This is a genomic window from Kineobactrum salinum, assembly GCF_010669285.1.
GTDB classification, from domain to species: Bacteria; Pseudomonadota; Gammaproteobacteria; order Pseudomonadales; family Halieaceae; genus Kineobactrum; species Kineobactrum salinum.
Map to the genome: position 1 here is coordinate 3,852,186 of NZ_CP048711.1, position 13,735 is coordinate 3,865,920.

11 protein-coding genes are annotated in these 13,735 nt (G+C 63.4%); 8 read left to right on the forward strand and 3 right to left on the reverse strand.

Features of this window, described 5'->3' with window-relative positions:
- Nucleotides 1-58 precede the first annotated feature (58 nt).
- The 8 genes from G3T16_RS17140 to G3T16_RS17175 all read left to right on the forward strand — a co-directional run bounded on the left by G3T16_RS17140 (nt 59) and on the right by G3T16_RS17175 (nt 10,371).
- Entirely contained in the window at nt 59-808 is a 750-nt protein-coding gene (locus G3T16_RS17140; RefSeq protein ID WP_163496291.1) for a DsbC family protein, read from the forward strand.
- 120 nt (nt 809-928) lie between these two features.
- A complete protein-coding gene (alaC, locus tag G3T16_RS17145; RefSeq protein WP_163496292.1) occupies nt 929-2,116 on the forward strand; it encodes an alanine transaminase in 1,188 nt (395 codons plus the stop codon).
- A gap of 438 nt (nt 2,117-2,554) precedes the next feature.
- Nucleotides 2,555-3,874, forward strand: coding sequence for a homoserine dehydrogenase (locus tag G3T16_RS17150; RefSeq protein ID WP_163496293.1), 1,320 nt, complete (start codon nt 2,555-2,557; stop codon nt 3,872-3,874).
- A 13-nt stretch (nt 3,875-3,887) separates the two neighbouring features.
- Complete coding sequence (gene thrC / locus G3T16_RS17155) at nt 3,888-5,285, forward strand: threonine synthase (RefSeq protein ID WP_163496294.1); 1,398 nt, start codon at nt 3,888-3,890, stop codon at nt 5,283-5,285.
- Nucleotides 5,286-5,340: 55 nt separating this feature from the next.
- Nucleotides 5,341-7,020, forward strand: coding sequence for a single-stranded-DNA-specific exonuclease RecJ (gene recJ, locus G3T16_RS17160; protein ID WP_163497166.1), 1,680 nt, complete (start codon nt 5,341-5,343; stop codon nt 7,018-7,020).
- Between the two features lie 71 nt (nt 7,021-7,091).
- Nucleotides 7,092-8,190 (forward strand): peptide chain release factor 2 gene (gene prfB / locus G3T16_RS17165; RefSeq protein ID WP_163496295.1). Its coding sequence is split into 2 segments (ribosomal slippage): nt 7,092-7,166 and nt 7,168-8,190, totalling 1,098 coding nucleotides; the frame shifts between segments, so codons are not numbered across the junction.
- Between the two features lie 9 nt (nt 8,191-8,199).
- Nucleotides 8,200-9,696 (forward strand): lysine--tRNA ligase, encoded by a 1,497-nt coding sequence (lysS, locus tag G3T16_RS17170; protein ID WP_163496296.1) that lies wholly within the window; start codon nt 8,200-8,202, stop codon nt 9,694-9,696.
- 87 nt (nt 9,697-9,783) lie between these two features.
- Nucleotides 9,784-10,371: a hypothetical protein gene (locus tag G3T16_RS17175; protein ID WP_163496297.1), complete on the forward strand. Its 588-nt coding sequence runs from the start codon at nt 9,784-9,786 to the stop codon at nt 10,369-10,371.
- On the opposite strand, the gene G3T16_RS17180 is transcribed toward G3T16_RS17175, so the two are convergent.
- Genes G3T16_RS17180 through G3T16_RS17190 form a run of 3 tightly spaced genes read right to left on the reverse strand, consistent with a single transcriptional unit; the run spans nt 10,319 to nt 13,669 of the window.
- A complete protein-coding gene (locus G3T16_RS17180) occupies nt 10,319-11,851 on the reverse strand; it encodes a sensor histidine kinase (protein ID WP_163496298.1) in 1,533 nt (510 codons plus the stop codon). The genes G3T16_RS17175 and G3T16_RS17180 overlap by 53 nt on opposite strands.
- Nucleotides 11,848-12,222, reverse strand: a complete 375-nt coding sequence (locus G3T16_RS17185; protein WP_163496299.1) for a response regulator — start codon at nt 12,220-12,222, stop codon at nt 11,848-11,850. The genes G3T16_RS17180 and G3T16_RS17185 overlap by 4 nt, the downstream gene beginning before the upstream one ends.
- Entirely contained in the window at nt 12,215-13,669 is a 1,455-nt protein-coding gene (locus G3T16_RS17190) for an adenylate/guanylate cyclase domain-containing protein (RefSeq protein WP_232059141.1), read from the reverse strand. Before G3T16_RS17190 ends, G3T16_RS17185 begins: the two co-directional genes overlap by 8 nt.
- Between the last annotated feature and the right edge of the window lie 66 nt (nt 13,670-13,735).

Genomic DNA, 13,735 nt, shown 5'->3' on the forward strand with positions numbered 1-13,735 from the left:
CAAGGCGCGCAGCCATCAAGGGCTGCGGGTCCCGGCCCCAGTAACCAGAGGACAGTCCATGACACATCGAGTATTCACCGCCCTGTTGCCACTGCTGGCCCCGCTGTTGGCAGTATCGGCCGCAGCCGGCGAGCCGGCGCCGGGGGAGGTGGTCGATACCCTGCGCAAGAAACTCGAAGTGCCCTCGGCGGGGCTCACCGTGGGCACGGTGGAAGCCAGTGAGATGCCCGGCATGTACGCTGTGCAGTTCAAGGAGGGGCCACTGGTCTATGCCACGGCCGATGGCGAATACTTCATTGTCGGCGACCTGTTTACGGTCGGACCGGCCGGTTATGTCAACCTGGCCGAAAAGCGCCGCGATACCCAGCGTACCGAGCAACTGGAAGGACTCGCCACAGCCGACATGATCGTATTTCCCGCACAGGACAAGCGCCGCACCCACATTACAGTATTCACCGATGTCACCTGTTTTTATTGCCAGAAGCTGCACCGGGAAGTACCCGAGCTGAACAAACACGGCGTGGAGGTGCGCTATGTCGCCTATCCTCGGGCTGGCCTGGGGACGGAAGGGTACCGCAAGCTGGCCACGGCGTGGTGCGCCGAGGATCGCCCCACCACCCTGACCCGGTTGAAAAGCGGCGAAGCCGTGCCCGAGAGTGTCTGCAAGGACAACCCGATAGCGAGCCAGTATGAGTTGGGCAAGAACATGGGGGTTCGCGGCACGCCGGCCATCATAACCAGCAGCGGTCAAATGATCCCCGGCTACCAGTCCGCAGAGGAATTGATGCGCACTCTGGACCTCGAATAATCACGTGCATTCCAGCCGGTGCCGCCGCTGTCCGTTGACAGTGGCGGACGGACTCAGTACTGTTTGCCACCTTTTTGAGAATGCGGCCCCTTGCGGGCTGCCCAATCGAGTTCCGACGCCGTGGAAGACCAATTCCAGCGCATCCAGCGCCTGCCCCCCTATGTTTTCAACATCATTGGTGAGCTGAAGCAAAAAGCCCGGGCCGCGGGCCAGGATGTGATCGATTTCGGCATGGGCAATCCCGACCAGCCCACCCCCAGCCATATTGTCGACAAACTGGTAGAGACCGCCCGCCGCGGCGACACCCACCGCTACTCCCAGTCCAAGGGCATTCCGCGCCTGCGCCGCGCCATCTGCAACTGGTACCAGCGCCGCTACGACGTCAACCTGGACCCGGAAACCGAGGCCATCGTCACGCTCGGCTCCAAGGAGGGCCTGGCCCACCTCGCGCTGGCCACCACCGGTCCAGGTGATGCCATCCTGGTGCCCAATCCTTCCTACCCGATTCACCCCTACGGCTTTGTCATTTCCGGCGCCGATATCCGGCACATTCCGATGGGGGATGAAAACGAATTCTTCGAAGAGATGGAAAACGCGATACGCAACAGCTGGCCCCGGCCCAAGATGCTGGTACTCAGCTTTCCATCCAATCCCACCACTCACTGTGTGGAACTGGAATTTTTTGAACGGGTCATTGCGATGGCCCGCGAACATCAGATCTGGGTAGTGCAGGACCTGGCCTACGCCGACCTGTGCTACGACGGTTATGTGGCTCCCTCCATCCTCCAGGTCGAGGGCGCCCGTGAAGTGGCGGTCGAATTCTTCAGCATGTCCAAAAGCTACAATATGCCCGGCTGGCGGGTAGGTTTCTGCTGCGGTAATCAACAGCTGATAGGCGCCCTGGCGCGGATAAAATCCTATCTCGACTACGGCATGTTCACGCCGATACAGGTGGCCGCCATCGCCGCGCTGGAGGGCGACCAGAGCTGCGTCAGTGAAATCAACGCCATGTACAAGGCCCGCCGCGACGTGCTCTGCAGCGGGCTCAACACCCTGGGCTGGCCGGTCACTCCGCCCAAGGCGACCATGTTTGTGTGGGCGCAGATCCCCGAATGCTACCGGGCGCTGGGCTCGATCGAATTCAGCAAGAAACTGCTGCAGGACGCCCAGGTGGCAGTATCGCCGGGCATCGGCTTTGGTGAATACGGCGAGGGCTTTGTCCGCTTCGGTCTGATCGAGAACGAACACCGTACCCGGCAGGCGCTGCGCAACATCAAGCGCATGTTCAGGACGGATGGCAACACCTGAAACAAAGGTGCTCGGACTGGGCTCTCGGGTTAGGCCTGTCTCTGTCCCGCCCTTGCTGAGACCGTTTGCAGCATGGATGCTGCAACCGAGCCCCCATGGAAGGGTTCACGGCGAGTCTCAGCAAGGGTGGGATAGAGGCAGGCCGGAACGGACACTCAATGTCATTGAGCCTCGAATCATTTTTTGCAAGTATTGGCAGGAATACGGTGGATCATGTTGTCCCACATTTTCGCAGAGTATTTGGTTACGAGTGTCGAATCGCCGGGCAGCAGGGCGGCACTTCGACCGCCGAGACATCGACCGGGATATGGTGTTCAAGACGCGCCGTGAACCCGTCCCTGGGGGCTCGGATGCGACATCCATGTCGCATACGGTCTTGAACACCATACCCCGGTCGATATCTCTAGCCTTGTAGCCGAATTATGGGACAGCATGACAATGGATGACAGTTTGAAACCAGTGAGAATCGGAATCTGCGGTCTCGGCACCGTGGGCAGTGGCACCTTCAACGTGCTGCTGGAAAACGCCGACGCCATTGCGGCCCGGGCCCGGGCTCCGCTGCAGGTCACGCATGTCGGTGCGCGGCGGGACAACCCCGCCTGTGATCTCGCCGGCATCCGCCTCAGCCGCGATATTTTCGAGGTCGCGCGCGATCCGGAAGTCGACGTGCTGGTGGAGTTGATTGGCGGCACCACCGTGGCGCGCGAATTGATTGAGACCGCGATCCGCTCCGGCAAACACGTTGTGACCGCGAACAAGGCGCTCATCGCCGAGTACGGCAATGAGCTCTTTGCGCTGGCCGCCGAGCACAATGTTGCGCTGCGCTATGAAGCTGCCGTCGCCGGTGGCATTCCGATCATCAAGGCTCTGCGTGAGGGCCTGGCCGGCAACCGTATCGAGTGGCTGGCCGGCATCATCAATGGCACCGGCAACTATATTCTCAGCGAGATGCGCGAGCACCGGCGCGAGTTTGCCGACGTGCTGGCCGAAGCGCAGGCGCTGGGCTACGCCGAGGCGGACCCGACCTTCGACGTGGAGGGTATAGACGCCGCCCACAAGCTGGTGATCCTGGCGTCGCTGGCCTTCGGCATCCCGCTGCAGTTCGCCTCCGTCTATACTGAGGGGATTACGCTGCTGACACCGCAGGATCTGGACTACGCGGAAGAGCTGGGCTACCGGGTCAAGCATCTGGGTATTGCCAAACAGGGCGATCGAGGCGTGGAACTGCGGGTGCATCCTACGCTGATACCGAAGGACCAGTTGCTGGCCAACGTCAACGGCGTCAAGAACGCGGTGCTGGTGGAAGGCAGTGCGGTCGGACCGACGCTGTACTACGGCGCTGGCGCCGGCGGCAAGCCTACCGCCTCGGCGGTGGTGGCCGATCTGGTCGATCTGGCGCGGGACCTCAGCGCCGGTCAGGTCAGCCGGGTGCCGTCGCTGTCGTTTGCGGATACCTCCTTGCAGGACTTGCCCATCCTGCCGATGGCGGAGGTCGAGACGCCCTGGTATCTGCGCATGGAGGCAGACGACAAGCCCGGAGTGCTGTCCCGGATAGCGTCCATTTTCAGTGACCAGGGCATCAGTATCGAGGCCCTGATCCAGAAGGCTCCCACCGCTGGTCAGGTGCGGGTGCCCCTGATCGTGCTGACCAACCGCGCAGCGCAGGGCCGGGTGGATGATGCCGTAGAGCAGATCGAGGCACTGGACAGCATCGCGGGCAGGGTCACCCGTATACGCGTGGAAATACTGGACGGCTGACAGGCGGACAAACATGAAATACATAAGCACCCGGGGCGGGGCCCCGGCACTGGATTTTGAACAGGTTCTGCTGACCGGGCTGGCGCAGGATGGCGGCCTCTATCTGCCCGAGACGCTGCCCCGGTTCAGCGCCGACGAGATTGCCGCGATGGCGGAGCTGGATTATCCGCAACTGGCCCAGCGCATCATCGAGCCGTTCGTGGGCGACTGTATTCCCGCCGCCGACCTGCAGCAGATTATCGTCGATACCTATGCCGTGTTTCGTCACAATGCGGTGGCCCCGCTGGTGCAACTGGGCCACAACCAGTGGGTGCTGGAGCTGTTCCACGGGCCCACGCTGGCATTCAAGGATTTTGCACTGCAACTGCTGGGTCGCCTGCTGGACTATGTGCTGGAGCGGCGCCACCAGAAAGTGGTGATCATGGGCGCCACCTCGGGGGACACTGGTTCGGCGGCGATCGAGGGCTGCAAGCGCTGCAAGAATATCGACATCTTCATCCTCCACCCCCACGAACGGGTGTCGGAGGTCCAGCGCCGGCAGATGACCACGGTGGTGGGTGACAACATCCACAACCTGGCGATACAGGGCAATTTCGACGACTGTCAGGCGATGGTCAAGGCCAGCTTTGGCGACCGCTCCTTCCTGCCCGACGACCGTCGCCTGGTGGCTGTGAACTCGATCAACTGGGCCCGGATCATGGCCCAGATCGTCTATTATTTCTACGCCGCCGTGGCGCTGGGGGCACCGGCCCGGCCGCTGGCCTTCTCGGTGCCCACCGGCAATTTTGGCGATATATTCGCCGGCTACCTGGCAAGGCAGATGGGCCTGCCGGTGGCGCGGCTGATCATCGCCACCAACCGCAACGATGTGCTGCACAGGGTCATGACCACGGCCACCTATGGCCGCCAGACGCTGGAACATACCCTGTCGCCGAGCATGGATATCACGGTGTCCAGCAACTTCGAGCGCCTGCTGTTCGATCTCTATGACCGCGACGGCGCTGCGATCGCCGCGCTGATGAGCGATTTCGATCGTGGCGATATCCAGCTCTCGGACGCGGCAATATCCCGCGCCCGCAGCCTGTTCAGCAGCTACCGCGTACCGGACGAGGAGACCTGCGCCCAGATCGCCGCGACCTGGCAGGACTGCGAGTACCTGCTGGACCCCCACAGCGCCATCGGCGTCAAGGCGGCACTGGCCTCGGGTCTCGGCGCCGAGATACCGGTGGTCACTCTCGCCACGGCCCACCCGGCCAAGTTCCCCCAGGCGGTTACCCGGGCCGGGATCGGTGCCGAACCTGCACTGCCGCTGCATCTGGTGGACCTGTTCGATCGCCGCGAGCGCTGCGAAGTGCTGCCGCTGGATCTGTCCGCGGTGCAGACATTCATGGCGAATAACCTGGGCGCCTGATGGCGTCCGCGACTGTGCGGCGCATCCGGCGGCGCGCAGCCACCGTACCCCGGCCCTGCTGGCCGGGGGCCTGCATCCGTTGCTGGCGCGGGTCTACGGCGGCCGCGGGGTGACCGACCCCGGCGAGTTGCAGCTGTCATTCCGGGACCTGCTGCCCCCGCTGCAACTGAGCGGCTGCGAGCAGGCCGCGCGCCTGCTGGCGGATGCACTGGCCTGCCAGCAGCGACTGCTGATCGTCGGCGACTTCGATGCCGATGGTGCCACCAGTACTGCGCTGGCGGTCACTGTGCTGCGGGCCTGCGGCGCCCGGCAGGTGGATTACCTGGTACCCAACCGTTTCGAATACGGCTACGGCCTGACCCCCGAGATCGTCGAACTGGCAGCGCAGCGCCAGCCGGACCTGATCATCACCGTGGACAACGGCATCTCCAGTATCGAGGGGGTAGCTGCCGCCCGCGCCCGCGGCATCGCCACTCTGGTGACCGACCACCACCTGGCCGGCAGTGAGCTGCCGGCGGCGGATGTGATCGTGAATCCCAACCAGCCCGGCTGCGGTTTCCCCAGCAAATGCATCGCCGGGGTCGGGGTGATCTTCTACGTGATGCTGGCGCTGCGGGCGGAGCTGCGCAGCCGCGGCTGGTTCGAGCAGGCCGGATTGACGGAGCCGCAGCTGGCGGACTGCCTGGACCTGGTCGCGCTGGGCACGGTCGCGGATGTGGTGCCACTGGATCGCAACAACCGTATCCTGGTGGCGGCCGGGCTGCAGCGGATACGTGCCGGCCGGGCCCGGCCCGGCATCCGCGCGCTGCTGGAAATTGCGGGCCGCAATGCCGCTACGGTGGTGGCATCGGACCTGGGTTTTGCGGTGGGGCCACGGTTGAACGCGGCGGGGCGGCTGGAGGACATGTCGATAGGTATCGAATGCCTGCTGGCGGAGTCCGGGCGCGAGGCTGCCGAGCGTGCGGCGCGGCTGCAGCAGCTGAACCTGGAGCGGCGCGCGATCGAGCAGGATATGCAGCAAGAGGCGCTGGCACTGCTCGCCGGGCTGGAACTGACGGCTGACCGGGCGGCAATCACCCTGTACGAACCCGGCTGGCACCAGGGTGTGATCGGCATCCTGGCATCGCGGATCAAGGATCGTCTGCACCGGCCGACCATAGCCTTTGCCGATGCGGACGCAGAGGGCCAGGAATTGAAAGGCTCGGCGCGCTCCATCAACGGTATTCATATTCGCGATGTGCTGGATGCGGTGGCGACCCGGCAGCCCGGCCTGATCACCCGTTTTGGCGGTCACGCGATGGCGGCGGGGCTGAGTCTGCCCAGCGACCACTATCCGGCTTTTGCCGAGGCCTTTGTCGCCGAGGTGGCCCGCCACGGCCGCGACCTGGACCTGGAGGCCGTGCTGGAGTCCGACGGTGAGCTGCAGGCGCCGGATTTCGATCTGGAACTCGCCACGATGCTGCGCTTCGCCGGGCCCTGGGGCCAGCATTTCCCGGAACCGCTGTTCGACGGTCGCTTCCGAATCGTGCAGCAACGGCTGGTGGGGACCCGGCATTTGAAACTGGTACTGGCGCTACCGGGCACTGACACGGTGGTGGATGCGATTGCCTTCAATGTCGATACCGAGTGCTGGCCCGACCCCGGGCGGGAGTGGCTGGAGGCGGCCTACCGGCTGGAGGTCAACGAATTCCGCGGCAATCGCAGCCTGCAGCTGATGATAGAACAGCTGCTGTAGGCAGGTCCGCCTGTGGCCTGAATTCGCCGCCTGCGGTACACTGCGCGACTTTTCAACCGGAGCCTGGACGCATGCTCGAGATCAATCCCCTGTTACAGACCCTCAAGGATATCGAGGTACGCACCGACGTACTGAGGGGGTACCTTTGACTTTGCCAATCGCAAGGATCGCCTCAACGAGGTAGAGCGGGAACTGTCGGAACCCAGCGTCTGGGATGACCCGGAGCGGGCCCAGGAGCTGGGCCGGGAGCGGGCCTCGCTGGAGAACATTGTCAGCACCATTGAGCGGCTGGACAGTGCCACCGGCGACGCAGCGGACCTGTTGGAGCTGGCCGCAGCGGAGGATGATGAGGCCACCGTCACCGAGCTGCGGGCCGATATCGACGGCCTGCTGGAACTGCTGGGACAACTGGAATTCCGCCGCATGTTCAGCGGCGAGATGGACGTCAACAATGCCTTCCTGGACATCCAGGCCGGTTCCGGCGGCACCGAGGCCCAGGACTGGGCCGAGATGCTGCTGCGCATGTACCTGCGCTGGGGCGAGGCCCGTGGCTTTGCCACCAGCCTGATCGAAGTGTCCGGGGGGGAGGTCGCCGGCATCAAGAGTGCCACCATCCAGTTCGAGGGCGAATATGCCTTCGGTTGGCTGCGCACTGAAACCGGCGTCCACCGGCTGGTGCGCAAATCGCCCTTCGATTCTGGCAATCGCCGCCATACATCGTTTGCGTCGGTATTCGTGTCGCCGGAGATCGACGACAATATCGAGATCGAAATCAATCCCGCCGATCTGCGGGTGGATACCTATCGCGCCAGCGGCGCCGGCGGCCAGCACGTCAACAAGACTGACTCGGCGGTGCGGCTGACCCACAACCCCTCCGGCATTGTAGTGCAGTGCCAGACCGAGCGTTCCCAGCACCAGAACCGCGACCGCGCCATGAAGCTGCTGCGCGGCAAGCTGTACGAGATGGAGATCCAGAAGCGCAGCGTGGAGAAGCAGGCCATGGAGGACAGCAAGGCGGACATCGGTTGGGGCAGCCAGATCCGCTCCTATGTGCTGGACCAGTCGCGGATCAAGGACCTGCGCACCGGAGTGGAAACCAGCAACACCCAGGCGGTGCTGGATGGCGCCATCGATCAGTTCATAGAAGCCTCGCTGAAAAAGGGGCTGTAAGGCAGGGATATGAGTGACAGTGAAACAGGCCCGCGCGGGCAGGAAGATGACAACAAGCTGATTGCCGAGCGCCGCGGCAAACTGGCGCAGTTGCGCCAGCAGGGCAATGCCTTTCCCAACGACTTCCGGCGCAGCGCGCTGGCCGCGGAACTGCACCGCGAATTCGATGATCATGCCAAGGAAGAACTGGAAGCCGCCAACCAGCAGTATGCCGTGGCCGGACGCCTGGTGCGCAATCGTGGCGCGTTTTTGCAGATCCAGGATGGTTCCGGCCAGATCCAGCTGTACCTGAACCGCCGAGCGCTGGATGAGGCGGTCCTGGCGCAGATCAAGAGCTGGGACCTGGGCGATATCGTCTGCGCCAGGGGACCCATTCACAAGTCGGGCAAGGGCGAACTGTATATCAACATGGAATGGGCCCAGCTGCTGACCAAGGCCCTGCGGCCGCTGCCGGACAAGTACCACGGCCTGGCGGACCAGGAGCTGCGCTACCGCCAGCGCTATGTGGACCTGATCGTGAACCCCGAATCGCGGGCGGTGTTCCAGCTGCGCTCGCGGATCGTCGGCTTTATCCGCCAGTACATGGAGGGCCGCGGCTTCATGGAGGTGGAGACCCCGATGATGCAGGTGGTGCCGGGCGGTGCCGCTGCCAAGCCCTTTGTCACCCACCACAACGCGCTGGACCTGGACATGTATCTGCGCATCGCGCCGGAGTTGTACCTGAAGCGGCTGGTGGTTGGCGGCTTCGAGAAGGTCTATGAGATCAACCGCAGCTTCCGCAACGAGGGCTTGTCCACCCGCCACAATCCCGAGTTCACGATGCTCGAATACTACTGGGCCTACGCAGACTACCTCGACGCGATGGACCTGACCGAGGATCTGCTGCGGCAGCTGACGGCGGCGGTACTGGGCGATTCCACGGTGCACTATCAGGGCTGCAGCTACGACTTCTCGCAGCCCTTTGACCGCATGACCGTGTTTGACTCCATCCTCCAGTACAATCCGGACGTCAGTGCAGCGCAGCTGAGTGACCCGGAAGCCGCCCGTGAACTGGCCCACGGCCTCGGGATCGCACTGAACGACGGCTGGGGTCTGGGCAAGGTACAGCTCGAGATCTTCGAGAAAACCGTGGAGAACCGGCTGGACCAGCCAACCTTTATCACCGCCTACCCGACCGAAGTCTCGCCGCTGGCGCGGCGCAATGATGACGATCCCTTTGTCACTGACCGGTTCGAGTTTTTTGTCGGCGGGCGCGAACTCGCCAACGGTTTCTCGGAACTCAATGATGCCGAAGATCAGGCCGAGCGGTTTCGTGCCCAGGTGGCGGAGAAGGATGCTGGTGACGAAGAGGCCATGCACTTCGACCAGGACTATATCAGGGCGCTGGAGTATGGCATGCCGCCGACCGCGGGCGAAGGTATCGGGATTGACCGGCTGGTGATGCTGCTGGCCGACGCGCCCTCGATCCGGGATGTGCTGCTGTTTCCGCACATGCGGCCCGAATAGGGTGGGGCAGAGCCTGGTGAATCGCTACCGCTGGCGGCCGGTGTTACACTGACGCGGATGACCACAACCGCAAGGAAACAGCCTGTCATGGCGCTCGTGCGATGCTCTTTGACCGCGGTCGCGGCACTGGTGCTGGTGGCCTGTACAACAACAGCTCCTGCCGAACCGCCGGTGGCGGCCGAGCAAGCTCCAGCCACCACCCCGGAACTGACCCTGAACCTGCCCACGCGGGAAACCTGCGATTGTGAGCCGCTACCCGAGCGCGACCTGACTTTTCTCGAGCGCGGATTTGCCGCGGTGAGCCAGGCTGATACGGTAGCTGCAGCCGAGCACTTCCAGCGCTACAAGCGCCTGGAAAGCTCCGCCGAGGCACAGTGGGAAGCGGATATTGCGATAGCCTACCTGAGCATGTCACCGAACAGTCCGTTCTTTGACCGCGAGGCCGCCAGCAAAAGCTACCAGCGCCTGGCGAAGGCGCTGCGGGCCGACATGCAGGTGCATCCGACCACGCTGCTGCTGCGCGATGCACTGGAGTCCTTCGTGGTGATGCATCGCCATATCGAGGACCTCGAAAACAGCAATGCCACCCTCAAGGAAGATCTGGAGAAGCGCGAGGAGGCAATCAAGCGCCTGCGGGAGCTGACCCTGGGGCAGTCACGGGCAAATCGACCGTAAAAACCGAGCCCTTGCCTGGTTCGCTGCTGACGGCAATGCCTCCCCCCAGCAATTCGCAGTACTCGCGACAGATCGCCAGGCCCAGGCCGGTACCACCGTAGTTGGCACTGGTGTCATTCTCCGCCTGCACGAAGGCCTCGAACACCCGCTGCTGCTGGGCCTGGTCCATGCCGATGCCATTGTCCGTCACCGTGAAGCTCAACCAGCCTTCCCGTCCTGGCAGGGGGCCGGCACCGAGGCTGATCTCGCCATTGCTGGTGAACTTGCAAGCGTTGCTGAGCAGGTTCAGGAAGATCTGGCGGAAGCGGGTGGAATCCGAGTACATCACCGGCAGGGCGGCCAGATCCGGCAGGCTCAGGCGATTGCCCCGTTCCCGCAGCAGTGGCTGCATGGCTCCAGAGACCTGCTCCAGCAGTGGTCCGGGGGCAAAATTCTCGCAATTGAGTTGCATTTTTCCGGTTTCGATCTTGGATAAATCCAGAATGTCGTTGATCAGCGCGAGCAGCTGGTGGCCGGACAGGATGATCTTGTCCAGATCGCGCTGGAATTGCCCGCGGTCAATATCGCTGCGGTCGTCCAGTTCGTCATGCAGCATCTCGCTGTAGCCGATGATCGCATTCAGCGGTGTGCGCAGCTCGTGACTGACATTGGCGAGAAAGCGGCTCTTGGCAGCGTTGGCGTCATCGGCGGCATCCCTGGCCTCACTCACTTCCTCGATGGCGTTGCGCAGCTTGTCCGCCATGTCATTGAAGGCCCTGGCCAGGTCGCCCAATTCGCCGCGGTCCTCGATGTCGTTGATCCGATAGCTGAGTTCGCCGCTGCCGATGCGTTCGGTGCCCGTTTTCAGCCGTTTCAGTGAGCTGTTGGTGTAGCGCAGCAGGAAGAAACCCAGGGTCGAGGTCAGGAAGATGGAGGCCAGAAAGCCCAGCACTGTGATGCGGTCGGTCAGGGCGATGGTGCGGTCGATAATGCTGGCGCGCTGCACTGCGATGAACGACTGGCGTTGCTCCAGCTGGCGCAGGTGCTCCAGGGTTTCGACATAGGGCAGAGGATCATCCACGTCGCTTTCATAATCGGGATCATTGTAGTTCTGGTAGAATTCCAGCCAGCTCGCCAGCAGGAATTCGCTGGCATCCCACAGGCGCTGGAACTGGGCCTGGGTCACCTCGCTGCTACGGGTACCCAGATCGCGGATGGTGTCGGCTATGGCTGCCACATCTGCCTCCGCCTTGCTCAACTCCCCGGCTTCCAGCTGATCGCCGGTGGTCTCGCGCAGTGTCGCCAGCACCAGGATCTGCTGGCGCTGGTTCTCCAGCAGCTGGGCCGCTTCGGTGGAGAGCTGGGTCGCGGTCACCGAGTTGCGGTAGGCGATCATGCTTTCGTTCCGGGCATAGCTGCCCCAGAAGTGGGTGCCGACGTTGGCAGCAAACAGGACCAGAATGGTACACAGTGACAGGGTGAGCCTGCGTCGCAGGCTCATGCGCGCCGCAACCTCTCGATTTTGGCCAGCAGCTCCGGAAAATCGATCGGCTTGGTGGCGTAGTCGTCGCAGCCGGCTGCCAGTGCATTGCAGCGGTCCGCCTCCGTCGCGTGGGCAGTGAGCGCAATGATCGGTATTCCCCGCAGCATTTCGTCCTGGCGGGCGTGGCGGCAGGCGGTCCAGCCATCCATCACTGGCAGGTTCATGTCCATCAATACCACTGCGGGATGCTCGCTCGCCATCAGCGCCAACGCCTGCTCGCCATCGACCGCGGCAATGACTCGCAGGCCAGCGCGGGTCAGGCGCCGGGTCAGCATTTCGCGGTTCAGTGCGTTGTCTTCCACCAGCAGCACGGGACGCGGCTCAGACATTGTTGCGCTCCCTGATCCGGTGGACAACGACCGATTGCTCGATCCCCTTGATGCTGAGTTCACGGCGGTCGCTGACCTCGTAGTCCCCCCGCAACTGCTGTAGCGTGCTGTCCGAGATCAGGATTTCATCACCGCGGCAGTGGTCCTCGATGCGCGAAGTGACGTTCATCGGGTGGCCGACAAAGCCATACTTGCTGCGTCGCTCGGAGCCAATGTTGCCGGCGATCACCACCCCGGTATTGAGAGCGATGCCGGTGGCGAGTGCCGGCAGGCCCTCGGCCAGGTTCTGGGCGTTCATCGCGGCCATCGCTCCCTGCATTGCCAGCGCGCAGCGCACCGCGCGATCGGCATCGTCTTCGCGGCGCTGGGGCGCGCCAAACACGGCGAGAATGGCGTCGCCGATGAATTCGTCAATGGTACCGTTGAAGCTCATGATGATATCGGTCATTGCGCCCAGATAGCGGTTCAGCATGGTCACGACCTGGGCCGGTGCCAGATGCTCGCTGAGCGTGGTGAACCCGCGGATGTCGGACATCATGATGGTGACTTCGCGCAGGTCCCCGCCCAGTTCCAGGCCTTCGGGCCGCTCCAGGATGTCGGTGACGATCTCGTCGGACAGGTAGCGGCCAAAGGTTGCGCGAATGAACTTCTCGTTGCGTTCCAGTTGTTCGCGATATTGCTGTTCGCGGTCGTGCCAGCGCTTGCGCTCAATGCCGGCCTTGATTCTCGCCTGCAGCAGCACCGGGTTGAAGGGTTTGAACAGGTAGTCGTCGGCGCCGGCCTCGATACAGGCGATAATTCCCGCCATGTCCTGGCTGCCGGAAATCACGATGACCGGGGTGGCGCGCCACTCCGGGTGCTCCTTGATCCGGCGCAGCACTTCCCTGCCGTCCATGACCGGCATCATCAGGTCCAGCAACACCACGTCCACGTCGGTCTCTGCCAGCGTGCGCAAGGCCTCTTCACCGCTGCCTGCGGTCACCACCAGGTGGCCGGAGCGCGACAGATAGCGGGCCACCAGTTCGCGGTTTTCCTGCAGATCATCCACAGCCAGGATGAAGCCGGGTTCCGAGGCCCTCAGCCCCACATCGCCGCTATCGAGCTCCGGGTTGCCGGTGGCGCCCTCCTGGGCCGTGCTGACCGCCTTTAACAGCCGCAGCAGGGCGTCGTCCAGCGCCTGGACCTCGCTGCCCAGCTCCTCCCGCAGCATCTCCGCATAGCCGCGCACCGCCGCCAGCGCATTCATCTGATCGTGCTGGCTGTTGCCGGCACTGTCTGCCAGCAGCGTCTCCAGCTTGTCGGCGGCGATAAACAGGCGCTCGAAATCTTCGATTGCGGCCGTTCCCAGCACACTTTGTTCGCTGCCGAACAAGGCCCGCAACTCGACCATGGTGCGCAGCAGCACATCACTCCACAGGGCGGGGGATTGGCGGTGGTCGGTATTCACGCTACGGCGGTGCTCACGGTGATTGTCTGGCTGCAGTATAACGAGGCAATCTTTGCTGTGGAAACC

Excerpts from the sequence above, each read along its gene's own strand:
- lysS (WP_163496296.1), top strand. The coding sequence starts at position 8,200 with ATGAGTGACAGTGAAACAGGCCCGCGCGGGCAGGAAGATGACAACAAG.
- G3T16_RS17180 (WP_163496298.1), bottom strand. The coding sequence starts at position 11,851 with ATGAGCCTGCGACGCAGGCTCACCCTGTCACTGTGTACCATTCTGGTC.
- G3T16_RS17140 (WP_163496291.1), top strand. The coding sequence starts at position 59 with ATGACACATCGAGTATTCACCGCCCTGTTGCCACTGCTGGCCCCGCTG.
- G3T16_RS17185 (WP_163496299.1), bottom strand. The coding sequence starts at position 12,222 with ATGTCTGAGCCGCGTCCCGTGCTGCTGGTGGAAGACAACGCACTGAAC.
- G3T16_RS17175 (WP_163496297.1), top strand. The coding sequence starts at position 9,784 with ATGGCGCTCGTGCGATGCTCTTTGACCGCGGTCGCGGCACTGGTGCTG.
- thrC (WP_163496294.1), top strand. The coding sequence starts at position 3,888 with ATGAAATACATAAGCACCCGGGGCGGGGCCCCGGCACTGGATTTTGAA.
- G3T16_RS17150 (WP_163496293.1), top strand. The coding sequence starts at position 2,555 with ATGGATGACAGTTTGAAACCAGTGAGAATCGGAATCTGCGGTCTCGGC.